Origin of the sequence: Mesorhizobium sp. WSM3864, assembly GCF_002294955.1 — a bacterium.
Taxonomy (GTDB): Bacteria; Pseudomonadota; Alphaproteobacteria; order Rhizobiales; family Rhizobiaceae; genus Mesorhizobium.
Map to the genome: position 1 here is coordinate 135,359 of NZ_NSGD01000004.1, position 25,128 is coordinate 160,486.

A 25,128-nucleotide genomic window follows, 5' to 3' on the forward strand; every position below is an offset into this window, starting at 1 on the left:
GCTACCGCGCCCCTGGCTAAAGTGCAGCCGGCGCTTTAGTTGCAAACGGGCCTCGCCCTTGGCTCCACCTTGGTTTAGAGCAATCCCGCAAGCGCAATAGCAGAAACCTGAAAATCCGATGAAATTCCTCGACCAAGCCCGAGTTTACATCCGGTCCGGCGACGGTGGTGCCGGATCGATGTCGTTCCGCCGCGAGAAATTCATCGAGTTCGGCGGTCCGGACGGCGGCGACGGTGGCCGCGGCGGCGATGTCTGGGTCGAAGCCGTCGATGGCTTGAACACACTGATCGACTACCGCTACCAGCAGCATTTCAAGGCCAAGACCGGCATGCACGGCATGGGCCGCAACATGACGGGCGCCAAGGGCGCCGACGCGACGCTCAAAGTGCCGGCCGGCACCCAGGTATTCGCCGAGGACAATGAGACGCTGATCTGCGATTTGATCGAGGTCGGCCAACGCTTTCTGCTCGCCAAGGGCGGCAATGGCGGCTTCGGCAACCAGCATTTCAAGACCTCGACCAACCAGGCGCCGCGCCGCGCCAATCCCGGCCAGCCGGGCGAGGAGTTGAGCATCTGGCTGCGGCTCAAGCTGATCGCCGATGCCGGCCTTGTCGGCCTGCCCAACGCCGGCAAGTCGACCTTCCTTGCCGCTGTCACCGCCGCCAAGCCGAAGATCGCCGACTATCCCTTCACCACGCTCTATCCCGGCCTCGGCGTCGCCCGCATCGACGGCCGCGAATTCGTGCTGGCCGACATCCCCGGCCTGATCGAGGGCGCGCATGAGGGCGTCGGCATCGGCGACCGCTTCCTCGGCCATGTCGAGCGCACGCGCGTGCTGCTCCATCTCGTCTCGGCGCAGGAGGAAAATCCCGGCAAGGCCTACAAGACCGTGCGCGCCGAGCTCGCAGCCTATGGCCATGGGCTGGCCGACAAACCTGAGATCGTCGCCCTCAGCCAGGTCGACATCCTCGACGCGGACGCGCGCAAGAAGAAGGCTGCCTCGCTGAAACGCGCCGCCGGCCGCGCGCCGATGCTGTTGTCGGCCGTCACCGGCGAAGGCGTCGAGGCTGTGCAGCGCGCGCTGATGGCGGTGGTCGCCGAGGCGCGCGACGCCGTTCCCGCTCCAGTCGATACGCGCTGGCGGCAAAACCCATGAAATCGCTGAAGTCATACCGGCGCATAACCGTGAAGATCGGCTCGGCGCTGCTCGTCGACCGCGCGACCGGCCTGAAGCGCGATTGGCTGACCTCTTTAGCCGAGGACATCGCGGTGCTCGCCAATGCCGGCGCGGAGGTGCTCGTCGTCTCCTCGGGCGCCATCGCGCTCGGCCGCACCATTCTCGGGCTCGGCAAACGTGCGCTGAAGCTTGAGGAAAGCCAGGCGGCGGCGGCCGTCGGCCAGATCGCGCTTGCGGGCGCCTGGTCGGATGCGCTGGGCAGGGACGGGCTCAAATCCGGGCAGATTCTGTTGACCCTCGGCGATACCGAGGAGCGCCGCCGCTACCTTAACGCCCGCGCAACGATCTCGACCTTGCTCAAGATGAAGGCGGTGCCGGTCATCAACGAGAACGACACGGTCGCGACCTCCGAAATCCGTTATGGCGACAACGACCGGCTGGCGGCGCGGGTGGCGACGATGATGGGCGCCGATCTTCTGGTGCTGCTTTCCGACATCGACGGGCTCTATACGGCGCCGCCGGCCAAGGACCCGCGAGCCAAGTTCATTCCGGTGGTCGACCGCATCACGCCGGACATCGAGGCGATGGCGGGCGCCGCCGCTTCGGAACTCTCGCGCGGCGGCATGCGGACCAAGCTCGACGCGGGCAAGATCGCCAACGCCGCCGGCACCGCGATGATCATCACCGCCGGCACGCGCCTGTCGCCGCTGATGGCGATCGAGCGCGGCGAGCGCGCCACCTTCTTCAACCCCAGCGCCAACCCGGTGAAGGGCTACAAGACCTGGATCGCGGGACAGTTGGAGCCGGCCGGGCGGCTCACCGTCGATGCCGGCGCTGTCGGCGCGCTGAAATCGGGCAAGTCGCTGCTGCCGGCCGGCGTCAAGCTCGTCAGCGGCAATTTCTCGCGCGGCGACACGGTGGCGATCCTGTCGCCCGAGGGCCGCGAGATCGCGCGCGGGCTGGTTGCCTATGATGCCGCCGATGCCGTAAGGATCGCGGGTTTGAAGACGGCCGAGATCGAAAATGTGCTCGGCTACGAGGCCCGCTCGGCGATGATCCATCGCGACGACCTTGTGGTAAGTCGATCCAGTGATCAAGTATTGGCCGACGACCAAGTTTTGGCCGACGAATGACCCAGCGGAGGATGAACCATGCTGAAGCTGCATGACAAATCCGGGGAAGATACGGTGACGCTGATGGCCGATATCGGCCTCCGCGCCCGCGCCGCTGCCCGACCGTTGGCCGTCGCATCGACCAAGGCCAAGAACGACGCCTTGGCCGCGATGGCCGACGCCATCCTGCGCAACGAGCAGGCGATCCTAGAGGCCAACGCCATCGATATGTCGAACGGCGACGAAGCCGGGCTGTCCGGTTCCTTCATGGACCGGCTGAAACTCAACCCCTCACGTATCAAGGCGATGGCCGACGGCATTCGCGAGATCGCGGCGCTCAAGGATCCGGTCGGCGAGGTGATTGCCGAATGGGACCGGCCGAACGGCCTCCATATCGAGCGCGTGCGCACGCCGCTCGGCGTCATCGGCGTCATCTATGAAAGCCGCCCGAACGTGACGGCCGATGCCGGCGCACTCTGCCTGAAAGCCGGCAATCCCGTGATCCTGCGCGGCGGCTCGGATTCGATCAATTCGTCGTCGGCTATCCATGCCTGCATGGTCGAGGGGCTGAAAGCAGCCGGCCTGCCGCAAGACGCCATCCAATTGGTGCCGACCACCGACCGCGCCGCGGTCGGCGAGATGCTCAAGGGCTTAGGCGGCAATCTCGACGTCATCATCCCGCGCGGCGGCAAGAGCCTGGTCGGGCGCGTGCAGACCGAGGCGCGCGTACCGGTCTTTGCCCATCTCGAAGGCATCTGCCATCTCTATGTCGATCGCTCGGCGAAGCTCGACATGGCGGTCCAGATCGCCGTCAACGCCAAGATGCGGCGCACCGGCGTGTGCGGCGCCGCCGAGACGCTGCTCGTCGACCGTGCGGTCGCGTCCACCCATCTGGTGCCGATCCTGGAGGCCCTGCGCGCCGCCGGCTGTGAGATCCATGCAGAGGTCGAGGTGATGAAAGCCTTTGCCGATGCCAGCCCGGCGACCGACGCCGACTGGGTGACGGAATATCTCGACGCGATCATCGCGGTGAAGCTGGTCGACGGCGTGGCGGGCGCGATCGAGCATATCGAGACCTTCTCCTCGCATCACACCGAGGCGATCGTCGCCGAGGATGCGCAATCGGTCGAAACATTCTTCAGCGAGATCGACTCGGCGATTTTGTTGCACAATGCCTCGACACAGTTCGCCGACGGCGGCGAGTTCGGCATGGGCGCCGAGATCGGCATCGCCACCGGCAAGATGCATGCGCGCGGACCGGTCGGCGTCGAGCAGCTGACCTCGTTCAAGTACCGCGTGCGCGGGTCGGGGCAAGTGAGGCCTTGATGTCGCTTGCCCTAAGAGGCTGAAGCTTGCGCCTAGGCACCTCCCTCCGGCCTGCCGGCCATCTCCCCCGCAAGGGGGGAGATCAGCTGATTTTCCCGGTTTCGCCAGTCGCCAACACTGCAAGATTTGCGACTGCGAAGGAGCTGCCAATCTCCCCCGTTGCGGGGGGGATGCCCGGCAGGGCAGAGGGGGGTGCCTAGCGTCATGCTTTCCCAGCCCGAGCAGCCCGTCCCCGCCTCCTACCTTCGCATGCCGCATGCCGGCAAAGGGCTGGCCGTCGGCCTCTTCGGCGGCTCGTTCAACCCGCCGCATGCCGGCCACGCGCTGGTCGCCGAGATTGCGCTGAGAAGGCTGGCTCTCGACCAGCTCTGGTGGATCGTGACGCCCGGCAATCCGCTGAAAAGCGCGCGCGAGCTGGCGCCGCTCGCCGAGCGCGTCGCGCTGTCTGAAAGGATCGCCAGGAATCCGAAGATCAAGGTCACTGCCTTCGAGGCGGCGCAGCATGTCCGCTACACCGCCGACACGCTGGCGCTGGTCAAGGCGCGCAATCCAGGTGTCGACTTCGTCTGGATCATGGGCGCGGATTCCTTACGCGACTTCCATCGCTGGCAGCGCTGGCGCGAGATCGTGCTGACCTTCCCGATCGCCGTCATCGACCGACCGGGCGCCACGCTCTCCTTCCTGTCCTCGGTCGTCGCCAAGACCTTCGACTATGCCCGCGTCGACGAAGGCGACGCGCCGCTGCTTGCCCGCATGCGGGCGCCGGCCTGGACCTTCATCCACGGCCCGCGCTCTTCGCTTTCCTCCACCGCAATCCGCAAGGCGGCGAAGGGCTGAGGCGCCCATCTTCCACAAGGGGCCGAGCGATGTCGCTTTTACGGCGGCCTATCGCATTCCGATCAGCCAAGCTGCGAGGGCATGCTGAAGCAAACCCAAACCGATCCCGGACAATCGGCGCCGCTGATTGCCATTGCCAGCGTCATCGTGTCGATGGCGCTGATCGCGATCGGCAACGGGCTGATGTTCGCCTTCATTCCGGTGCGGCTCGGCGCCGATGGTTTCGATCCGACCTGGGCCGGACTGATCGTCACCGGCCTTTCGGCCGGCGGGCTCGCCGGCTGCATCCTGACCGGACCCTTGGTGCGCCGGGTCGGCCATGCACGCGCGTTCATGGTGCTTTCGGCGCTCATCGCGCTCTCCAACGTGGCGATCGGCGCCGGACCGATGCCGCTGCTGTGGATCGCGGCGCGGGCGCTCTACGGCTTCGCCATATGCGGCCTTTTCATCGTCGCGCAGAGCTGGCTCAACGACGCCCTGCCGAACGCCATACGCGGCCGGGTGATGGCGGTGTTCTACGTCGCCTATATCGCCGGATTGGGCGTCGGTTATGCGACGCTCGCCGCGATCGACATCCAGACGGCGGCGGCGCCGCTGATCGGCATCGCCTTCACCGCGCTGTCCATCCTGCCGGTGGGCATGACGCGGCTTGCCCAGCCGCCCGCGCCGCAGGCCGCTTCGGTGGCGCTCGGCCAAGCGTGGAGGATCTCGCCAGTCGGCGTCGTCGGCATGCTGGCGGTGGGCGGCCTGTCGATGATCATTTCCGGTTTTGCGCCGATCCACGCCACCGCCAAGGGTTACAGCCAGGCAGAGGTGGCGCTGCTCTTGTCGGCGATGCCGGTCGGCACGCTGATCCTGCAGATACCGCTCGGCTGGCTCTCGGACCGTACCGACCGCCGCTATGTGCTGGCGGGCACGGCGGCGCTGGCGGTGGCGGCGAGCCTGCTCGCCATCGCCTTCGACGGCGGCGCGCTGATGGCCCTGGTGGCGATCTACCTGATCTGGGACGGTGCATCGGAATCGATCTATTCGCTGTCCAGCGCCCACGCCGCCGATCGCGCCAGGAAGGAAGAGCTGCTGGCGCTGTCGAGTTCGCTGCTCTTTGCCTGGTCGCTGTCCGGCTTCATCGTACCCGGCATCGTGACGGCGCTTTCCGCCGTCTTCGGCACCGGGACCTTCATCTATGTCGGCATCGCCATCGCTTCCGCGTTCTGCCTGTTCGTGCTGTGGCGGGTGTTTGCGGCGCGACCAATGCCTGCTGCCGCAACCGGCAGCTTCGCGCCGATGTCGGCGCAGACGCCCCTGCCGGTGGAGCTCGCCTTCGCGCCGGAGGAGCCGGCAAAGCCGGCCAAGGACTGACGAGATTATTGCTTGCGGACTTCCTGGGACGGTATCTCGGGCGGCGGCAGGGGGATCGAAATGCCCTCGTTGTCGAAGGCCAGCTTGGCGCGTTTGGTCAAGTCGATCTGGGTGGCGAAATAGTCGGCCGCTGAAGTCCAGTAGCGCAGGGTCAGTGAAACCGTGCTCTCGCCAAGCCCTGCGATGAAGGCGATCGGCGCCGGCTCGCGCCGGATGCGCTTCTCGGCATTGGCGATGGCAAGCAGCGTCTTCTGCCCGCGGTCGATGTCGTTCCATGAACCGATGCTCAAGCTGATATCGGTGCGTCTGACGCCGTTGCGGGTGAAATTCCGCACCGGCTGGTTCCACAGCGTTTGGTTGGGCGCCAGGATGTAGATGCCTTCGACAGTGCGCAGCTTGGTCGCGAACAGGCCGATCTCCTCGATTGTGCCGGCGATCGCACCGACCTCCACATATTCGCCGATGCGGAAGGGCCTCAGCGCAAGCAGCATGATGCCGGCGGCGATGTTCTGCAGCGTACCTTGCAGTGCAAGGCCGATCGCCAGACCGGCAGCGCCGATCGCGGCGATGATCGAAGCCGTCTGCACGCCAAACTGGCCGAGCACCATGATAACGACCAGGATCAGGATGCCGTAGCGGACGACCTGGGAGAAGAAGTGGCGCAGCGTCTCGTCAAAGCCGTGAATATGACCGAGCCCGGCATAGATCGATCGCTCGGCAAGGCCGGCTACGAGGTAGCCGACAACCAGAAGGATCACAGCACCGATTGCCGAGAAGGAATAGGAGACTATCAGCGAGCTGAGCTGCGCAAGCCCGGCTTGAATCGTGATGAGGGCGCTCTGCGGGTCGATTGGCATGGTTGGGAATCCCCTTTGTCCGGTGTGCCGATAACCCATGCGGCGCGCAGGGGTTCCGCTCTTTTCAGCCTTCCGAGGGCCTGTCCGGCCTGCCGAGGCCGTCCTGAGAGCGCGCCCGTCTTGAAACTGCAATGGAACTCTGCCTATCTAAGCAGGGTCACCTGATTTGCCGGGTGATTTGGTTGTTCTTATTGGGAAAGGAAACACACTGAGAACAGCACTGCGGAAGAAGGCCGATATCGTGCCTTCGCCGGCCGGGATCAGCGGAAGCGATGCTGCCTCCCTCGCCATCAAGACAGTCCTTGCCAGTCTGGAAGACTCCAAGGCCGAAAACATCGTCTCAATCGACATCCAGGGTAAATCGAGCCTCGGCGACTATATGGTCGTCGCATCGGGCCGATCGCACCGCCATGTCTCGGCGGTCGCAGACCATCTCCTCAAGGCGCTCAAGGATGCCGGTCTCGGCATGGCGCGCGTCGAAGGGCTGGCCAGCGCCGACTGGGTCCTGATCGATTCCGGCGACATCATCGTCCATGTCTTCCGTCCCGAAGTCCGCGAATTCTACAATCTCGAAAAGATGTGGCAGGCGCCGGATCTCGAGGAAGAGACCTTGCACTGAGCCGTATCGCGGGCCGTGACCGTTCCGGTCCGGCGCCGATCGAGAGCTCGCCGAGGCGAGGATGAAGATCACCGTTCATGCCGTGGGCCGGATGAAGACCGGCCCCGAGAGAGAGCTCGCCGACCGCTATTTCGAGCGCTTCGCCAAGAGCGGGCCCGCGGTCGGGCTGGAATTTGCCGGCATTGTCGAGACATCCGAGAGCCGCGGCCAGAGCGCCGACGAACGTCGCCGCGAGGAGGGCCAGAAGCTGCAGGGTCAGCTGCAGCAAGGCAACGTGCTGTTCCTGCTCGACGAACGCGGCAAGGCGCTGTCCTCGGAGGACCTGGCGGCCCGCATCGGCCAGTTGCGCGACAGCGGCCGCAAGGCGCTGGTCATCGCGATCGGCGGCGCGGACGGCCATCACAAATCCTTGCGCGAAGAGGCCGATCTGGTGTTGTCGTTCGGAGCGCTGACCTGGCCGCATCAGCTGGTGCGCGTCATGCTCGGCGAACAGCTCTATCGCATCGCCACCATCCTTGCTGGGCATCCCTATCACCGCTCGTGAGTCATCGTTCGCGCTGTGACCCCGAAAGCTGGGGATCACGTCCGCTTGCACCGATTTCCGCCTCAATGAACCGGCATCACGGTTGTTGCGGGTGCTCCAACATGGTTGATGGTTCGTTAACGAAGCGGCGGATAGAGTCGAGGCCTGATGTCTGAAGGCTGGAATTCGAGAACGCGCGCCTGGCGCAGCCGCTGCGGCTTGACACTTGTCGCCGCGCTGATCGCGCTCGGGCCGGCTATGGCCGCGGAAAATTCGCTCGATGTCCCGCCGGACCCCGACAAGAGCCGGGTCGAATACGAGCAGGTCTCCAAGGAAATCTCGTTGTCCTCCGAGCGGCTGGCCAAGCTTGCCGCCGACGTCGCGACGGTGAAGAAGGACCATGCCTCGATCAGTGCGGCGCTGATCCAGTCGGCGATGACCGAGCAGAAGCTCGGCCAGGACATCGAGGACATCGGCGCCAAACTGGAAGGACTGAAGGCCGAGCAAGAGAAGCTGCACGCTTCGCTGGTGGCGCGGCGCGACGTGCTCGCCGAGGTGCTCGGCGCGCTGCAGCGCATGGGGCTCAATCCGCCACCGGCGATCCTGGTCAAGCCGGAGGACGCGTTGTCGTCGGTGCGCAGTGCCATCCTGCTCGGCGCCGTGGTGCCGGAATTGCGCCAGCAGACCGACAGGCTGCTCGCCGATTTCAAGGAACAGACCCGGGTGACGGCCTCGATCGAGGCCGAACGCGGGCGGCTTACCGCTGCCGTCACCGAGCAGACGGCGGAAAAGAAACGACTGACCATGCTGCTCGAGGCCAAGCAGAAGCTGCAGGCCGATACCGAAGCGGCCCTGGCAGCAGAGCGGCAGCGCTCGCAGCAGCTGGCGGACAAGGCCAGCAGCCTCAAGGACCTCATCGCCTCGCTCGAGGCCGACAAGGCGCGCAAGGCGGCCGACCAGGCCAAGGCGGCCGATCGGAAATCGGCGGACGCCGACACGACCGCATCGACGGCGGAACCCGCCGCGCCGCCGGTGCCGGAGGGCAATCGTTTAACCGCTTCCGCCCCGTTCGCGGCGCTCCAGGGCCAGATCGCGCTGCCGGTCATCGGCAAGATCAAACGGCGCTTCGGCACCGACGACGGCAATGGCGCAATGATGCAGGGAGACATGGTTGCGACACAATCGGGGGCCATCGTCACCGCGCCGGCGGATGGAAACGTTCTTTATGCGGGGCCGTTTCGCTCCTATGGTCAACTCTTGATCCTCAATGCGGGCGATGGGTATCATGTCGTCCTGGCGGGGATGAGCAGAATCAGCGTCGCGACCGGACAGTCGGTGCTCGCAGGAGAGCCGATCGGCGCGATGGGAGAGGCCCGGGTGGCAAGCACCTCGGCCTCGCAGAATGGAAATGCGACGCCGGAACTCTATGTTGAGTTCCGCAAGGATGGAAAACCCGTCGATCCGAACCCCTGGTGGGCGGACCGATTTTCTGGAAGGACGTGAAATGATGCGGAAATTGTCGCTTCTGTTTGCCGGCGCGCTGATGGGCGCATCGGCAATGAGCCTGGTCTACGGCGCACCTGGCTCGGCGGCGAATGCTGCGGGTTCCGAGACCTACAAGCAGCTGGCGATCTTCGGCGACATCTTCGAGCGCGTGCGCGCGCAATATGTGACGCCCCCGGACGACAAGTCGCTGGTCGAGAACGCCATCAACGGCATGCTGGCTTCGCTCGACCCGCACTCGTCCTACATGAATGCCGAGCAGGCGCAGGATATGCGTGTGCAGACCAAGGGCGAGTTCGGCGGCCTCGGCATCGAGGTCACGATGGAGAACGACCTGGTCAAGGTGATCACGCCGATCGACGACACGCCGGCCGCAAAGGCGGGCGTGCTTGCCGGCGACTATATCGCCAAGATCGACGGCGAGGAGGTGCGCGGCCTCACCCTCAATGACGCGGTCGAGAAGATGCGCGGCCCGGTCAACACGCCGATCAAGCTCACCATCCTGCGCCAGGGCGCCGACAAGCCGATCGAGTTGACGGTCGTGCGCGACATCATCAAGGTCAAGGCGGTGAAATACCGGGTTGAGAACGACATCGGCTACATGAAGATCACCTCCTTCACCGAGAAGACCTATGACGATCTCGAGAACGCTATCGAGAACATCAAGAAGCAGGTGCCCAACGACAAGCTGAAGGGCTATGTACTCGACCTGCGCCTCAATCCGGGCGGGCTGCTCGACCAGGCGGTGAGCGTGTCGGACGCCTTCCTGAAGCGCGGCGAGATCGTCTCGACCCGCGGCCGCGATCCGAAGGACGTTACCCGCTTCGACGCCAAGCCGAAGCAGAACGACGACATCGGCGGCAAGCCGCTGATCGTGCTGGTCAATGGCGGCTCGGCAAGCGCGTCCGAGATCGTCGCCGGCGCGCTGCAGGATCTGCGCCGCGCCACCGTCGTCGGCACGCAGTCGTTCGGCAAGGGTTCGGTGCAGACCATCATCCCGCTCGGCGAGAATGGCGCGCTCAGGCTCACCACCGCGCTCTATTACACGCCGTCGGGCAAGTCGATCCAGGGCAAGGGCATCACGCCCGACATCAAGGTCGAGCAGCCGCTGCCGCCGGACCTGCAGGGCAGGGACCTGACCCGCGGCGAATCGGACCTCAAGGGCCACATCAAGGGGGCCGACGAGAGCTCGACCGGCTCGGGCTCGGCCGCCTATGTGCCGCCGGAGCCGAAGGACGACCTGCAGCTGATCTATGCCGAACAGCTGCTGCGCGGCCAAAAGACCGATCCGGCCTTCCCGCCGAACCCGGACAAGGCTGTGCTGAACCAGTAAAGACGGGGAGGGCCGGGGCAGATCACTCTGGCCGGCCGACCGAAGCGATGCAATGCTGCCGGGACCGCGAGGTTCCGGCAGTTTGATTCGGGGACAGGGTGGTTCGGCAACGGGCGCTGCGTCGCCTAAGGTTTTGAATTTGCGCGTGAGCGCTGACGATTCGATCAGCTGCGCTGATCCGATCAGCCGCGTCACGGGCCTGGGGATGCGGCTTGGCTGACATCGGCAAGGACATCGAACGCCCGCTCGGACAGACGCTCCGGCCAGAGCGCCCTGCCTCGCGCACCTTCGGTGCCGCCACGCTTGGCGCGGCGGTCGCCGTCCTCACTGTAGTGGGCATTTCCGGTGCGATCGCGTTGCGTGAAAAACCTTTCCGCAAACCGCAAGAGACGGCCGTTTCGACGCCGAAGGTAATCGTGGCGCCGGCTCCCGCGCCGGCACCGGCGCCGACGCCGGCACCGGCCGAGGTGGCGGCGGCGAAGCCCAATGCGAGCACGCCGATGAAGAGCGATGGCCCGCAAATCATCCATGTCGAGTCTGAAGAGGGCGATGGTCCGCCGAAGGCCGGTATCGTCATCCGCGATCCTTCCACACTCAGCCAGAATCTCAAGGTCGCGCATATTCCCGACAGGGCGCTGATCGAGGCGAGCGACAGCGGCCCGCTGCCGGTGCGCTCCGCCGATGGCCGGCGACCGTTCGACGTCTATGCGCGGCCCTGGTCCGGCGCGCGCGGCGCGCGCGTGGCGATCGTCATCGGCGGGCTCGCCGTCTCCCAGACCGGCACGCAGGCGGCGATCGCCAAATTGCCGGCCGAGGTGACGCTGGCTTTCGCGCCGCAGGGCAACAGCATCGACCGCTGGATGAAGGCGGCGCGCCAGAGCGGACATGAGATCGTCATGCAGATACCGCTCGAGCCGTTCGATTATCCCAGCATCAATCCGGGACGCAACACGCTGACGGTCGCTGCGAGTCCGGACGAGAACCTGAAGAGCCTGCACTGGGCGCTGTCGAGGACGACCAACTATACCGGCGTCATGAACTATATGGGCGCGCGTTTCTCGGCTGATGCAAACGCGATGGGACCGTTCATGGCCGAGCTCGGCAAGCGCGGCCTTGCCTATGTCGACGACGGCTCCTCCGCGCGAAGCCTGGCGCCCGACCTCGCGCTGAAGGATGGCGTTCCTTTCGTCGCCGGCGACATGGCGATCGATGCTGTGCAGGACCGCGGCGAAATCCTCAAGAAGCTGGACAGCCTCGAGGCGACGGCACGCGCCAAGGGCAGCGCCGTCGGCATCGGCTCGGCCTTCGATATCACCGTGGACACGGTGGCGTCCTGGGTCGCCGAGGCGAAGAAGCGCGGCATCGAGATCGTGCCGATTTCGGCGGTGGCGATCGATCCGCAAAAAGGCTGACGCCGACCCTTTCGCCTGAATGCATCTCCAAAACGGCTGGAAATCTCAACGATGGCCAAAAAGATCGATCCTGAAACGCTCCCCTATCGCCCCTGCGTCGGGCTGATGATCCTCAACCCGGCCGGGCTGGTCTGGGTCGGTCATCGCATCGCCGAGCCGGACAGCGAATTCTCCGGCACCACGAAACTCTGGCAGATGCCGCAGGGCGGCATCGACGAGGGCGAGGAGCCGCTCCCGGCGGCGGAGCGGGAGCTTTACGAGGAGACCGGTATGCGCAGCGTGTCGCTGCTTGCCGAAGCGCCGCACTGGATCAACTACGACCTGCCGCCGCATCTGGTCGGCGTCGCCTTCAAGGGCCGCTATCGCGGCCAAACGCAGAAATGGTTCGCCTACCGCTTCGAGGGCGACGAGAGCGAGATTGAGATCAATCCGCCGCCGGGCGGCCACAAGGCCGAATTCGACCAATGGGCATGGCGGCCGATGCGGGAGCTGCCCGACCTGATCGTGCCGTTCAAGCGCAAGGTCTACGAGCAGGTGGTGGCCGCGTTCCAGCATCTTGCTCGCTAGGCGTTGGCAGGCGCGCTTCCAACTAAGTTCGGTTAGCGAAGAGGTTGGCACCGTAGTCGAGATCATGCTTTGTTGATGCAGATGCGCCGCAGGCAAAGAGGCAAACATGAACCACGCGCGACAAGCGCACTTCGCCGGCGTCGAGAAGCACGCAGCTCCGCAACAAGTGTGACCCGACTTTGTCCGACGCAATTGCCCCGATGACCGGCACCAAAACGTCTTTGCCACAAACGACCGCCACCAGCGGCTTTATGCCCGGCGAAACTTCAGCCGGCGCGATCCTGACCATCGATCTTGGCGCCATCCGCGAGAACTACCGGCGGCTGAAGGCGCGGCTGGCGGGCGTGCGCTGCGCCGGCGTGCTCAAGGCCGACGGCTATGGCCTCGGCGCAGCGCGCGTGGCATCGGCGCTGATGAACGAAGGCTGCGAGATCTTCTTCGTCGCGCTGCTCGGCGAGGGCATCGCGCTGCGCAAGGCGCTTGGACCCGGACATGAGATCTTTGTGCTCAACGGCCTGCCGCCGGGCTCCGAGGCGGAAGCGATCGCGACTGGGCTTCATCCTGTCATCAACAGCACCGCTCAGTTGAGAGCGTGGCGTGAAGCGGCGCTTGCCGCCGGCCGAAAGCTGCCGGCCGCTGTTCAGGTCGACAGCGGCATGTCACGGCTCGGCGTGCCGCCGGCTGACGTCGAGGCGCTCGCGGCGGATGCTTTCGGCGGCATCGACATCCGCCTGGTGATGAGCCATCTCGCCTGCGCCGACGAGCCGCGCAATCCTGCCAACGAAGCGCAGCGGCTCGCGTTTGAGCGGCTGCGCGGGATGCTGCCCAAGGCGCCGGCCTCGCTTGCCAATTCGTCCGGCATCTTTCTCGGATCGGCCTACCACCACGACCTCGCGCGGCCGGGCGCGGCGCTCTACGGCATCAATCCGACGCCGGGCGAGGCGAACCCGATGCTGCCGGTGGTGCGGCTGCAGGCGAAGGTGGCTCAGACGCGCAACGTCGATGACGGCGCCGGCATCGGCTACGGCCATACCCATCAGGCGCGCGGACCGCTCAGGCTGGCGACAATCTCGCTCGGCTATGCTGATGGCTGGCACCGGCGCGCCGCCTCGGCCGCCTGGCTCGAGGGCGTGCGGCTGCCTTTCGTCGGGCGGGTATCGATGGATTCCATTGTCCTCGACATTTCAGCGCTTCCGGTCGATCAACTGGGCGAGGGCGACCTCGTCGAGCTCATCGGGCCGTCGCAAAGCCTCGACGACGCGGCCGCGCATGCCGGAACCATCGGCTACGAGGTGCTGGCCAGCCTGGGTGCGCGCTTTCACCGCCGCTACATCGGCGGGTGAAAGGGGCGGCTTGCTTGACAAGCCGGTGTATCTCGGCAAGGGTCGAGGCATGAGCAACCTCGCCCATAGCAGAACCTTTTTCAGGGTTTGCCCCATCGCGGGAGCGTAGCCCCGGCGCGGTCGTGTTGGCGACCGCCGAGCCGGGGCATTTGAATTCCTGACATCGTCATCGAGCCAGCCAGCCTTTCGCGGCTGTCGGCTCTTCGTCGCCGCCTTTGAGCGAGCTGCAGCGCGCGTCGGTTCGTCGACGTGCAAATCCAGGAGGTTTGCCATGAATGCCACAACCCAATCGCGTTCACGAAACACGATCGTCGTCAGCGACGCGGACCACGACCGGCTCAGCGGCCTTGCCAGAGCCTTTCTCGAGCGGACGCCCGAGATGGCCGAGGACCTGCTCGCCGAGATGGACCGCGCGCGGATCGCCGCCGAAGCGGCGATGCCAGCCGATGTCGTGCGGATGGGCACGACGGTGACGCTTCACGACGGGGAAGGAAGCATTCAGCGCGTCACGCTAGTCTATCCCGCCGAGGCCGACATCGCCGAAAAACGCATCTCGGTGCTGACGCCGCTCGGAACTGCGCTGATCGGCGCGCGTGCCGGCCGCACAGTCTCCTGGCGAAGCCGCGACGGCCGGGTGCTTTCGGCGACCATCCACGCGGTCGAGCAATCCGCGTCGCGGAGGGCGCCATGACCAGGACCATCTATCGTCTCACTCCGAAGGATCTCGCGGTTCTCGAAGCGATGCTGATGCGCCGGCGCGCCTTTGCCGACGCGATCGTGCCGATGCTCGAACGCAAGCTCGCCGAGAGCAACAGCATCCCGGTCGGCATGGTCGAGCCCGACATCGCCACACTGAACAGCCGGGTAGTCTTCCGGATCAACGACGGAGCCCCGGAGACGAGGACGTTGATGCTGGGCGACGCCTTCGCTCCTGTCGGATTCGGCCTGCCGCTCGGCACCTGGCGCGGCCTCTTCCTGCTCGGCATGAAGGCGGGCCAGTCGGTAGTGGCCGAGCGCCCCGACGGCAGCCGCGAGCGCATCCTTCTCGAGGATGTGGCCTACCAGCCGGAGGCCGAGCATCGGGCGGCTCGGACTGCCGCACAGCGACCCCTTGGCCCGAGGCTGGTGTACAGCGCCGCAGGCGATCGTTGGCCCCTTGGCGGGGGCGGCAAAATCCGGCAGACAGAAGGCGACGATCCCGGCCCTTCGGCGGCATGATCGGTTTGAGGGAGCATAGAATGAAAGTCCTGGTGCTGGGCGGCGGCGTGATCGGGATCACCACCGCCTACTTCCTTGCCGAGGCCGGCCATGAAGTTACGGTGATCGACCGGCAGCAGGGACCGGCGCTGGAGACCAGCTTCGCCAATGCCGGCGAAGTGTCGCCGGGCTATGCCTCGCCATGGGCCGGGCCCGGCATCCCCGTGAAAGCCGTCAAATGGCTGTTGATGAAATACGGACCGCTGGTGGTGCGGCCAGCCTTCGATCCGCATATGTGGACATGGCTCTTGAAGATGCTGCGCAACTGCACGGCCGAGCGCTATGCGCTGAACAAGTCGCGCATGGTGCCCTTGGCCGAGTACAGCCGCGACACGCTGAAGGCGCTTCGCGCTACGATCGGCATCAGCTATGACGAGCGAGCCAAGGGCACGCTGCAGCTCTTCCGCAGGCAGAAGCAGCTCGACGGCACCGGCGGCGATGTCGAGGTGCTGAAAAAATACGGCGTTCCCTACGAGCTCCTCGACCGGAACGGCTGCATCGCGGCCGAGCCGGCGCTGGCCGGTGTACGGGAAAAATTCGTCGGCGGGCTGAGGCTGCCCGGCGACGAGACCGGCGACTGCAAGATGTTCACCGACAAGCTGGCCGAGCTTTGCGTGGCGCGCGGCGTCGCCTTCGAATACGGCACGAGCATCCGGCGCGTCGTCAGGAACCGGAACCGCGTCGTCCAGGTCGGCACCGACAAGGGCTGGCGAACGGCGGACGCCTATGTGATGGCGCTTGGCAGCTATTCGGCTCCCTTCATGCGCAAGATGAAACGGCCGATCCCCGTCTATCCGGTCAAGGGCTATTCCATCACGGTGCCGATCACGGACGCGGCGGCGGCGCCGGTATCGACCATCATGGACGAGACTTACAAGGTGGCGATCACCAGGCTCGGCGACCGCATCCGCGTCGGCGGCACCGCGGAGATTTCGGGCTTCGACCTTCGCCTGCATGAATCGCGCCGCCGCACGCTCGAGCACTCCGTCGGCGACCTGTTTCCGGGCGGCGGCGATCTCAAGGCGGCGAGTTTCTGGTGCGGCTTGCGGCCGATGACGCCGGACGGGCCGCCGCTGGTCGGGCGCAGCGAATTGTCCAACCTCTATCTCAACACCGGCCACGGCACGCTGGGCTGGACCATGGCCTGCGGCTCGGCGAAAGTGCTTGCCGATATCATTTCCAACCGGGTGCCGGAGATCAACGCGCTCGACCTCAGCCCGGACCGCTACATCAAGGCTTGATTTAAAAGGCCTGTTTCACCCACCCATTGCTGAACAGCAGCCGGTAAGCCCAGCCGATCGTGACATTGGTGGCGACCGGCTGCGAATGGGCGAGATAGTCGTCATAGACCGACTTCATGCGGCGGTAGAAGGCCGGATCGAGCACCATCATGCCGTTTTCCGAGTCGTGGACGAAGCTGCGATTGTTGAGGTTGACCGAGGAGATTGTCACCAGGCGCTGATCGATCATCATGATCTTGGAATGCAGCACCACGTCGGGCGCCTTGAATTCGCGGATGCTGATGCGGTCGCCATATTTCTCCACGAACAGCTTGTTGAGCGCGGTGAGGAAGCGGCCGCCTATGTCGCCCTTGAGATCGATGCGCCCAACGACGTCGATCTTGACGCCGCGGGCCAGCGCCCGATCGAACGCTCTCGCGAGACTGGGCGTCAGGTTGAGATAAGGGTTGACGATCTCGATGCGGTGCTCGGCGGTGTCGATCAGTTCGACGAAGTAGTTTTCCAGTGCATGCCCGTCCGCGTAAGGCACGGAAATGAAGTGCCGCACCACGCCTTGCGGATGGCCACCGGAACGGACCGGAATGGAAAACGGCCGTGACAGGTTGGTGTCGGCATCGCGCAGCCAGACGGTCGAGAAATGCGCGGCCAGCGTTTCGACCGTCGCCGGGTCGGCGATCTCGATGTCGAAGTCGCTCCAGTTGGAATAGTAGTTGAGCGAGAAGCCGTCGGTCTTGCCGTATTGCTGCAGCTGAGGGTAGCGCGACAGGTCGATCGGCCTGTGAAACAGGAACCCGTCATGGATGTTGCGGCCGCCGATGATGACGCGCGAGCGGCCGGGTTCCTCGGCCAGGGTCGCCAGCATCTTGATGTGATGGGTCTTGTGCAGCTGTGAGAGCTGCTCGTCGATCGGCGCGCCGTGATCGGCCTGCCAGCGATATTCCTGCAATTGGACATTGGGAAACTCCGCCGCCAGCCGATGCAGCAGGGCGTCGTCCTTGTCGCGCTCCAGCACGTCGGTGACCAGGATGCGTACCTTGGTGCCGAGCGCCGCGTGATGGCGGATCAGCCGCTCCATGATGCGGCCGGAGAAGTCCGCCTTGAACTCCAGCGACGACAGGTAGATCAGCTTGAGTCTCGGCGCGTTGGAGAAATCGAGCGGCAGTTCGGGATCGGCCTTGTCGAAGGCGCTGTCGGGCAGTTTCTTGCCGAGCAGCGCCTCGACCTTGGCGTTGAAGCCGTCGCGCGATTTGCGCAGCAGGGTCGGCGACCCGAGCGGCAGCGCGCAGGTCTGCGACAGCCAGCGACCGACATAAAAGGCGCGGTCGAGCGCTTCGAGCCCGGCAGGATCTGGCACCGGACAACGGTCATAGCGGCTGTCGAGTGCCGTGATCCATGGGTCGGCGGCCTCCTCGCGCAGGATGGTCAGCTTCGCGCCGGACGGCGCGAGGCTGGAGCTGACGGTGAGGTCGCAGCGGGTGAGCGCTTCGCTCGGAAACAGGCTGGCAGATGTCTCGGCCGCCGGCAGGCTGAGATGGAACGCGGCACCTTTGGCAATTGTGCGCGACCGGCCCGAGACGCGCAGCGCCAGCGGTCCGTCGCAGCTGCCGCCGATCACGACAGGCTGCCGGCCGGCCTGGCGGAGCACGATCTCGACCGAGCGCGCCTGCAGACCGGAGAAGCTGAAGGTCTTGGGTGCGGACGACCTGGCGGCGGCGTCGAGATAAAGCGTCTGGCGCGACATGCGCCAGCGACCGGTGAAATGGCCTTCGCCCGGTTTGCCTGGTGCGAGCGGCTGCTCAGTGCCGTCGAGCGGCTTCGCCAACCGTTGCAGCGCCGGATAAGTTGCCTGGAAACGATCATTGTGGACGTCGCGCCAGTCACGGCCGAAGCGGCCGGTGCCGTTGGTGCGGTCGAGCGCATCGATTCGGCTTTGGGCCAGCAACGCCTCGAATCGCTTTTCATAGGCGGCATTGCCATTGTCCGCGAAGTAACCGGCGCTGGCGATCTCGGCGCCGCTTCGATCCGCCGAGATGGGCTGGCGCGCGCAGGCTTCGTCTCCCGGAAAGAAGGCGCAGGCGGAACGGCCCGGCATGCCGGCGCATCCGGCGAGCGCGGTCAGCGCCAGGCCAAGCAGCAGCCTTGTCACGACGGCTCCCGGTCTCACCCGGTCGCCTCGTTCATGACCTTGAGCTGGGCGGGATCGCGCGGCGGCATGAAGCCCTGCGGAAAGACCTTGCAGACGGGAAGCGCGAAGGTGGCTATCAAGAGCTCGGCCTGGCCGCGCATCTTCCTTGGCGCCGTCTTGTCGTTGCGGATCGTCCTTGCCGAAGCGATCAGCGCGCCGTCGCAATCGCAATGATTGTGGCGGGCGATATAGCAGGCATCGTGGATCCGGCAGGCGGCATCGAGCCGGTCGACCGGGTTGGCCGAGAGATCGCCGGTACGGGTTCCGGGACCGCAATAATTGCCGAAGACGAAAGGCGAGGGGCGGGCCATCGCATAGCGGATCGACTTCGGCAGCTCCGCTTCGGGAACCCTGGCCCACGGATTGGCGCAGCCGGAGAGGCAAAGCAGCGGCAGGATGGCAAGAATGGCTCGCATGTCTGCGCCGGCTTCCAAGATTCCCCTCGCCTGCCATGGCATGGCGAAGCACTGGTGCCACACTGGCCGATTTTGTGGCAAGCGCAAGGCGGGTCGGCTCCGCCTTCGCTTCGGGCAGTTCCAGCAACGACCGGCTGGCGCGATTCCCGGACGGCTATCCCGTGCGGATGGCTGACATGGATTTCCACCTGGGCGACGGCGATGTCGGCTTCTACGGCCACGCCAGGATCGCGATTTCGATACGCGAGGGCCACTATGGTTTCGTCACCTGCGGGCTGATGGGCAACAGCGCCGAGGAAGCCGGCCGGGATGTGGGCGCCGTTCGCGGCTGAGGCCGACGAGGTTGTGAATTCTTTCGTCCTCGATGCGCCTCAATGGCGGTTCCAAAGCGGGTCGGCCTTTTTGGACGGCATCAGACGAACAACCCTTTTTCCCGCTCCACAGCCTTGGTGATGAAATTGGCGACGAGCTGGACCCGGCGCAGCGGCCTCACCGATTCGTGATAGACCAACCAGTAGGCGCGGCGGATGGGCGCGACGATGTCTACCGGCACCAGTTCCGGCATCGAGCGGGCGACGAAGGTGTGGAGGATGCCGATGCCGGCGCCCGAGCGCACCGCCTCCGCCTGGCCAAGTGCTGACGAGATGGCGAAGCTGGTGCGCCAGTCCGGGCTGAACTCCGCGGCATAGTCGAGCGAAGGGCTGACGATGAGGTCGGGCACATAGCCGATCAGCGTGTGCCGATCGAGCTCGGCTGCTGTCTTCGGCAGGCCGTTGGCTTCCGCATAGGTGCGGGAGGCGAACAGGCCGAGCGTATAGTCGACCAGCTTTCCCGCCACCAATCGCCCTTCGGTCGGCCGCTCGACGGTAATCGCGATGTCGGCCTCGCGCCGCGACAGGGAGAATGAGCGCGGCACCGGCACCAGCTGGATGGTGAGCTCGCGGTGGAGCGCCGTCAGCTCGCCCAAACGCTTGGCGAGGAAGGCGACACCAAAACCGTCGGGAGCGCCGATGCGCACCGTGCCGGAGACGTCGTCGCCCTCGCCGGCGATGGTCGACCGCGCGGCAATCATGTCGCTCTCCATGCGCTCGGCGATGTCGAGGAAGCGCTCGCCGGCCGGCGTCAGCTCGCTGCCGGTGGTCAGGCGACGGAAGAGTTTCGTCCGCAGCGCTTCCTCGAGCGCCGCGAGCCGTCGCGAGACGGTGGCGTGGTTAAGCTCCAGACGTTTTGCCGCGCCGAGGATCTGGCCGGCGCGCGCCACGGCGAGGAAGATGCGGACATCATCCCAGTTCATGGGGATGGTCCAGGTTAGTCGCCAGCGCTGCGTTCCCGCCCACCTCCCTCTGTCCTGCCGGACATCTCCCCCGCAAGGGGGGAGATCGGATGTCGCGTTCGCTTTCGCCAATCGCCAACGTTGCAGGAAGAGCCCCGGCGATGAAACTGCCGATCTCCCCCCATGCGGGGGAGATGTCCGGCAGGACAGAGGGGGGTGTGAAGGAACTCAATCTTCGATCCTTTCAATGACCGATCATCATCACCTTTTGCGGCAATTAATGCACGTCCGGCTGCCGCTGTCTATTTCGTGCACAACGGTTGCGTTCTTGCTCGCGTTGCCATTGCCGCCGCAAAGGCGGACAATGCCTCATCACCAAAACAGGGAGAGAACCCATGATCGAGTACGGTCATTTCATTGGCGGCAAGCGTGTCGCCGGCACCAGCGGCCGCAAGCAGGACGTCATGCAGCCGATGGACGGCTCGGTGCGCGCAACGGTGGCGCTGGCCTCGGCGCAGGAACTGCGCGCCGCGGTCGAGAACGCCAAGGCCGCGCAGATCAAGTGGGGCGCCACCAACCCGCAGCGCCGCGTGCGCGTGCTGATGAAGTTTCTCGAACTGGTCCAGCGCGACTATGACGAGCTGGCCGACATCCTGGCGCGCGAGCATGGCAAGACCATTGCCGACGCGCGCGGCGACATCCAGCGTGGCCTCGAAGTGGTCGAGGTCTGCATCGGCGCGCCGCATATGATGAAGGGCGAGTTCACCGACGGCGCCGGTCCGGGCATCGACACCTATTCGATGCGCCAGCCGCTCGGCGTCGTCGCCGGCATCACGCCGTTCAACTTCCCGGCGATGATCCCGCTGTGGAAGATCGCGCCGGCGATCGCCTGCGGCAACGCCTTCATCCTGAAGCCTTCGGAGCGCGACCCGGGCGTGCCGATCCGCATCGCCGAGCTGTTCATCGAGGCCGGCCTGCCGGAAGGCGTGCTGAACGTGGTCAACGGCGACAAGGAAGTGGTCGACGCCATCCTCGACGATCCGGACATCAAAGCCGTCGGCTTCGTCGGGTCAACGCCGATTGCGCAGTACATCTATGCGCGCGGCTGCGCGGCGGGAAAACGCGTGCAGTGCTTCGGCGGCGCCAAGAACCACATGATCATCATGCCCGACGCCGACATGGACCAGACGGTCGACGCGCTGGTCGGTGCCGGCTACGGCTCGGCCGGCGAGCGCTGCATGGCGATCTCGGTGGCCGTGCCGGTCGGCAACGACACCGCGAACCGGCTGATGGAAAAGCTGGTGCCGCGCGTCGAAAGCCTGAAGGTCGGTCCGTCGACCGACTCCTCGGCCGATTTCGGCCCGCTGGTGACACGCCAAGCCCTGGAACGCGTCAAGGGCTATGTCGACATCGGCGTCAAGGAAGGCGCCAAGCTGGTCGTCGATGGCCGCGGCTTCAAGATGCAGGGCTACGAGAACGGCTACTACATGGGCGGCTGCCTGTTCGACAACGTGACGCCGGAGATGCGCATCTACAAGGAAGAGATCTTCGGGCCGGTGCTGTCGGTGGTGCGCGCGCCGACCTATGAGAACGCCATCAATCTCGCCAACGACCACGAGATGGGCAACGGCGTCGCCATCTTCACCCGCGACGGCGACGCCGCGCGTGACTTTGCTTCCAGGGTCCAGGTCGGCATGGTCGGCGTCAACGTGCCGATCCCGGTGCCGATCGCCTACTACACCTTCGGCGGCTGGAAGGCGTCGTCCTTTGGCGACCTCAACCAGCACGGCCCGGACGCGTTCCGCTTCTACACCAAGACCAAGACGGTCACCTCGCGCTGGCCGTCCGGCATCAAGGACGGCGCCGAGTTCGTCATCCCGACGATGAACTGACCGGACGGTTTTTCGAGAGCCTCGTGAGAAAGCGCGGTTTGCACCCGCGCTTTCTGTTTGGGGCCTTGCAGAGGAGGCTGGTTGTCCTTCACCTCATCGATATTTGGCGTAGCTTGTCGTCTCGCCCGGTCGTCGCTTGCAACTTCAGATGCATGATTTGCGACGAGACACGTCTAGGCTGCATCCGCACCTCCTAATGATTCCATCGCCGTGTGATGGAACCAACAGGCCGCCATTCGCCTTAGGCTGTATTCCTGCCATGCGTGCAGGCCAATCAAACAGCGCCGGTGGCAGCCGGGGTTCTCGTCTGGCGCGAGGAGGTGTCGGATGACACGATTTCTTATGGCGACGATGTGCCTTGCGGCGGCAGCGCTGTCGGTCGGCCAGGCCAATGCGGCGGCACAATGCGCACCACGCGCCGACATCATCAAGGCGCTCGGCGACAAGTTCCACGAAAGCGAGGCAGGGCGCGGGCTGATCAATCCGAACGTCGTGCTCGAGATCTTTGTCTCCGACCAAGGCAGTTGGACCGTTCTTGCCTCCGACACCAAGGGGCAGAGCTGCATCCTGTCCGTTGGCGAAGGCTGGGACAGCCCGACGATCACGGCAGCCCTGCCAGGAGCCTAACACTCACTGGCGCCACGGCTCGTTCAGTGAAAGCCGCGCCGGCGCTTGCGTCAACGCCCGCTTGTCTACCGGGCGCAGCTTCACCATATCGAGTGCAGGGAGTGACAAATCTCCCTGCGACAGACCGGAAACCAGAAGGAGTGACGTGATGGCGACGTCGAGTCCGGCCTGGAGCGTTCCGGCACACTGAGGCGGCCGAATGTGCCTCTTTTGCCGGAATGCCACGGCGAAGGAGGTGCCCATGGCACGCAGATTTTCGTTCCGAGTGGTGAAGGCGGCAGTCGCCGGCGCCGTCATGGCTTTGCCGGCAGTCCCGCTGCAGGCGCAAGTCCTCTGCGGGGGCCATGACGATCTGGTCGCGGGGCTGGCAGAGACGTTCGAAGAGAAGCGGCTGGGCTACGGCGTGGGTGGAGACGTCGCCATCTTCGAGGTGTTTGTGTCGGCGAGCGGAACCTGGACCATCCTGATGACCGACGTTAAGGGCCAGAGTTGCATCCTGGCGGCGGGCGAGGGATGGGAGGACACGCTGGCCACCGCGGTCCGGCACCCGGGCGGGTGAACTGCGTAACCGGACAGTTCAGTTAAGCCGGAACCGCTCTGGTCAGCGCGTCGCGGCCGCCTCGGCGTGGTGGCGCAGCAGCGCCATCAATTTCTTGGCGTCCTTGGCGGCGGCTTCCTCGTCGCCGTCGAGGATCGAGCGGATCAGCGCGACGTGGTGCTCGGCCGATTCGGCGAGCCCGGTATCCGCCTTGTAGCGGAACCAGAAGCGCCGGCTGTGGGTCTGCAAGGGCGCCGCCACGCGCGCCGCGAATGGATTGTCGGCGGCGATCGCCAGCGCCTCGTCCAGTTGCTTGTCGGCCTGAATGAAGGAAAGCACGTTGCCGGAGATCACTGCCTTCTGCATGGCAAGCGCCGCCTCGTGAAACAGGTCGGCCGCCTCGCGGGTGACGAAGCGGGCGGCCGAGCGGGCAAGCACCACCTCGATGCCGCGCCTGGCATCGATGACGCGCAGCCAGTCGCCGGGGTGGAGCGGCGCCACCGCGATGCCGGCGCGTGGTCTGACGTCGAGCAAGCCCTCCCAGGCCAGCCTCTGGATCGCCTCGCGCACGGGAGTACGGCCGAAGCCGAGCCGCTCGATCAGCGCGCCTTCGGTGACGAAGCTTGAAGGCGCCAGGTCGAGGGTGACGATCATGTGCTCCAGCACCCGATAGGCCCTGGTCGCGACCGGCTCGAAGGCCGCGCTCGTGTCGTTGGATATCAATGCGGATATCAATGCGCAGCTCCTGATATATTTTTCATATATCATAGCGGATTCAGCATTGACAGCCCGCGTCTTAATAAATATACCGCTGATATATCAGACGGAGAGATAGCCATGTGGGCCGGAGTTTTCCCTGCAGTCACGACCAAATTCACCCCCGACGACCGCCTCGATCATGCCGAAATGGAGCGTTGTTTCTCCTTGCAGATGGAGGCCGGCTGCGACGGCATCATCGTCTGCGGTTCGCTCGGCGAAGGGCCAATGCTGTCGCATGACGAGAAGATCGAAGTGCTGAAGACGGCGCAGAAGGTCGCCGGGACAAAGCCGGTGCTTCTGACCGTCAACGAACCCGGCACCCGCGAGGCGGCAAGCATCGCACGCCGCGCAGCCAAGGAAGGCGCCAACGGCCTGATGGTGGTGCCGAGCCCGATCTACCACACCAATGCCGAAGAGACGGTCGCCGCACTTCGCGCTGTCGCGGAGGCCGCCGACCTGCCTGTCATGATCTACTCCAACCGGCTCGCCTACCGCGTCGACGTCACTGTCGACCTGATGGAGGAGCTGGCGTCCGACAAGCGCTTCGTCGCAATCAAGGAATCGTCCGACGACATCCGCCGCTCGACCGAGATCATCAATCGCCTCGGCGACCGCTACGACCTCTTCACCGGCGTCGACAACCTCGCCTTCGAGGCGCTGTCGGTCGGCGCCATCGGCTGGGTGGCGGGCCTTGTCACGGCCTTCCCGCGCGAGACCGTCGCCATCTACCAGTTGATGAGCAAAGGCCGCCGCGAGGAAGCGCTGAAGATTTACCGCTGGTTCAGGCCACTGCTCGACCTCGATGTCTCGACCTACCTGGTCCAAAACATCAAGCTTGCCGAAGTGCTGGCGATCGGTACCAATGACCGCGTCCGCATGCCGCGCCGGCCGTTGTCGGGCGAGCGCCGGAAGGCGGTGGAAAAGATCGTCAGGGATGCGCTGGCCGCGCGGCCGGAACTGCCGGCGTTCTGA

General features: G+C 65.4%; 25 protein-coding genes. 20 read left to right on the forward strand and 5 right to left on the reverse strand.

The features are described 5' to 3' along the window. Positions 1–118 precede the first annotated feature (118 nt). From obgE to CK215_RS10970, 5 genes are all read left to right on the forward strand, one after another. Positions 119–1,156 (forward strand): GTPase ObgE, encoded by a 1,038-nt coding sequence (gene obgE, locus CK215_RS10945; protein ID WP_095830949.1) that lies wholly within the window; start codon positions 119–121, stop codon positions 1,154–1,156. Next, positions 1,153–2,310 (forward strand): glutamate 5-kinase, encoded by a 1,158-nt coding sequence (proB, locus tag CK215_RS10950; protein ID WP_095830950.1) that lies wholly within the window; start codon positions 1,153–1,155, stop codon positions 2,308–2,310. Before obgE ends, proB begins: the two co-directional genes overlap by 4 nt. An 18-nt stretch (positions 2,311–2,328) precedes the next feature. After that, positions 2,329–3,615 carry a glutamate-5-semialdehyde dehydrogenase gene (locus CK215_RS10955; RefSeq protein ID WP_095830951.1) on the forward strand — a complete coding sequence of 429 codons (1,287 nt, stop codon included), beginning with the start codon at positions 2,329–2,331 and terminating at the stop codon, positions 3,613–3,615. Between the two features lie 249 nt (positions 3,616–3,864). Further along, a complete protein-coding gene (locus CK215_RS10965) occupies positions 3,865–4,452 on the forward strand; it encodes a nicotinate-nucleotide adenylyltransferase (protein ID WP_067319708.1) in 588 nt (195 codons plus the stop codon). An 81-nt stretch (positions 4,453–4,533) separates the two neighbouring features. Continuing rightward, on the forward strand, positions 4,534–5,811 hold the full coding sequence (locus tag CK215_RS10970; protein ID WP_067001597.1) for an MFS transporter: 1,278 nt from the start codon (positions 4,534–4,536) through the stop codon (positions 5,809–5,811). Between the two features lie 5 nt (positions 5,812–5,816). Here the strand turns inward: CK215_RS10970 and CK215_RS10975 are convergent, their stop codons facing one another. After that, complete coding sequence (locus tag CK215_RS10975) at positions 5,817–6,668, reverse strand: mechanosensitive ion channel domain-containing protein (RefSeq protein WP_067001600.1); 852 nt, start codon at positions 6,666–6,668, stop codon at positions 5,817–5,819. Between the two features lie 241 nt (positions 6,669–6,909). Between CK215_RS10975 and rsfS the strand changes: the two genes are divergently transcribed. The 10 genes from rsfS to CK215_RS11025 all read left to right on the forward strand — a co-directional run bounded on the left by rsfS (position 6,910) and on the right by CK215_RS11025 (position 16,466). Continuing rightward, positions 6,910–7,287: a ribosome silencing factor gene (gene rsfS, locus CK215_RS10980; protein WP_059189846.1), complete on the forward strand. Its 378-nt coding sequence runs from the start codon at positions 6,910–6,912 to the stop codon at positions 7,285–7,287. A gap of 61 nt (positions 7,288–7,348) precedes the next feature. Continuing rightward, positions 7,349–7,831, forward strand: coding sequence for a 23S rRNA (pseudouridine(1915)-N(3))-methyltransferase RlmH (gene rlmH, locus CK215_RS10985; RefSeq protein WP_067001603.1), 483 nt, complete (start codon positions 7,349–7,351; stop codon positions 7,829–7,831). 147 nt (positions 7,832–7,978) lie between these two features. Next, entirely contained in the window at positions 7,979–9,313 is a 1,335-nt protein-coding gene (locus CK215_RS10990; RefSeq protein ID WP_095830953.1) for a murein hydrolase activator EnvC, read from the forward strand. Between the two features lies 1 nt (position 9,314). After that, positions 9,315–10,646, forward strand: a complete 1,332-nt coding sequence (locus tag CK215_RS10995) for a S41 family peptidase (protein WP_067001610.1) — start codon at positions 9,315–9,317, stop codon at positions 10,644–10,646. A gap of 212 nt (positions 10,647–10,858) precedes the next feature. Beyond that, positions 10,859–12,058, forward strand: a complete 1,200-nt coding sequence (locus CK215_RS11000) for a divergent polysaccharide deacetylase family protein (RefSeq protein ID WP_095830954.1) — start codon at positions 10,859–10,861, stop codon at positions 12,056–12,058. A gap of 51 nt (positions 12,059–12,109) precedes the next feature. Further along, positions 12,110–12,625: an RNA pyrophosphohydrolase gene (locus CK215_RS11005; protein WP_067319545.1), complete on the forward strand. Its 516-nt coding sequence runs from the start codon at positions 12,110–12,112 to the stop codon at positions 12,623–12,625. A 251-nt stretch (positions 12,626–12,876) separates the two neighbouring features. Further along, the gene (alr, locus tag CK215_RS11010; protein WP_095831115.1) at positions 12,877–13,968 is read left to right on the forward strand and encodes an alanine racemase; all 1,092 of its coding nucleotides are present in this window, start codon (positions 12,877–12,879) and stop codon (positions 13,966–13,968) included. A 271-nt stretch (positions 13,969–14,239) separates the two neighbouring features. After that, positions 14,240–14,659: a nucleoside diphosphate kinase regulator gene (gene rnk / locus CK215_RS11015; protein ID WP_095830955.1), complete on the forward strand. Its 420-nt coding sequence runs from the start codon at positions 14,240–14,242 to the stop codon at positions 14,657–14,659. After that, positions 14,656–15,186 carry a nucleoside-diphosphate kinase gene (locus tag CK215_RS11020; RefSeq protein WP_095830956.1) on the forward strand — a complete coding sequence of 177 codons (531 nt, stop codon included), beginning with the start codon at positions 14,656–14,658 and terminating at the stop codon, positions 15,184–15,186. The genes rnk and CK215_RS11020 overlap by 4 nt, the downstream gene beginning before the upstream one ends. Before the next feature lie 20 nt (positions 15,187–15,206). Beyond that, positions 15,207–16,466, forward strand: a complete 1,260-nt coding sequence (locus CK215_RS11025; protein ID WP_095830957.1) for a D-amino acid dehydrogenase — start codon at positions 15,207–15,209, stop codon at positions 16,464–16,466. Between the two features lies 1 nt (position 16,467). Here CK215_RS11025 and CK215_RS11030 read toward each other — a convergent pair whose 3' ends face one another. Together CK215_RS11030 and CK215_RS11035 are read right to left on the reverse strand one after the other, a co-directional pair. After that, positions 16,468–18,558: a phosphatidylserine/phosphatidylglycerophosphate/cardiolipin synthase family protein gene (locus tag CK215_RS11030; RefSeq protein ID WP_095831116.1), complete on the reverse strand. Its 2,091-nt coding sequence runs from the start codon at positions 18,556–18,558 to the stop codon at positions 16,468–16,470. A 68-nt stretch (positions 18,559–18,626) separates the two neighbouring features. Beyond that, complete coding sequence (locus tag CK215_RS11035) at positions 18,627–19,067, reverse strand: hypothetical protein (protein WP_095831117.1); 441 nt, start codon at positions 19,065–19,067, stop codon at positions 18,627–18,629. 74 nt (positions 19,068–19,141) lie between these two features. Here CK215_RS11035 and CK215_RS11040 point away from each other — a divergent pair, with 74 nt between their 5' ends. Beyond that, positions 19,142–19,399 carry a hypothetical protein gene (locus tag CK215_RS11040; protein WP_141245469.1) on the forward strand — a complete coding sequence of 86 codons (258 nt, stop codon included), beginning with the start codon at positions 19,142–19,144 and terminating at the stop codon, positions 19,397–19,399. Between the two features lie 80 nt (positions 19,400–19,479). Here the strand turns inward: CK215_RS11040 and CK215_RS11045 are convergent, their stop codons facing one another. Continuing rightward, positions 19,480–20,361 carry a LysR family transcriptional regulator gene (locus CK215_RS11045; RefSeq protein ID WP_095827518.1) on the reverse strand — a complete coding sequence of 294 codons (882 nt, stop codon included), beginning with the start codon at positions 20,359–20,361 and terminating at the stop codon, positions 19,480–19,482. A 374-nt stretch (positions 20,362–20,735) separates the two neighbouring features. On the opposite strand from CK215_RS11045, the gene CK215_RS11055 reads away from it, so the two are divergent. The 3 genes from CK215_RS11055 to CK215_RS11070 all read left to right on the forward strand — a co-directional run bounded on the left by CK215_RS11055 (position 20,736) and on the right by CK215_RS11070 (position 23,418). After that, positions 20,736–22,232, forward strand: a complete 1,497-nt coding sequence (locus CK215_RS11055) for a CoA-acylating methylmalonate-semialdehyde dehydrogenase (protein WP_067319526.1) — start codon at positions 20,736–20,738, stop codon at positions 22,230–22,232. Between the two features lie 327 nt (positions 22,233–22,559). Continuing rightward, positions 22,560–22,859 (forward strand): hypothetical protein, encoded by a 300-nt coding sequence (locus CK215_RS11060; protein WP_095830959.1) that lies wholly within the window; start codon positions 22,560–22,562, stop codon positions 22,857–22,859. Positions 22,860–23,100: 241 nt separating this feature from the next. Next, complete coding sequence (locus CK215_RS11070; protein WP_095830960.1) at positions 23,101–23,418, forward strand: hypothetical protein; 318 nt, start codon at positions 23,101–23,103, stop codon at positions 23,416–23,418. Between the two features lie 42 nt (positions 23,419–23,460). Here CK215_RS11070 and CK215_RS11075 read toward each other — a convergent pair whose 3' ends face one another. Beyond that, complete coding sequence (locus CK215_RS11075; protein ID WP_095831118.1) at positions 23,461–24,120, reverse strand: GntR family transcriptional regulator; 660 nt, start codon at positions 24,118–24,120, stop codon at positions 23,461–23,463. Positions 24,121–24,234: 114 nt separating this feature from the next. Between CK215_RS11075 and CK215_RS11080 the strand changes: the two genes are divergently transcribed. Next, the gene (locus CK215_RS11080; protein ID WP_095830961.1) at positions 24,235–25,128 is read left to right on the forward strand and encodes a dihydrodipicolinate synthase family protein; all 894 of its coding nucleotides are present in this window, start codon (positions 24,235–24,237) and stop codon (positions 25,126–25,128) included.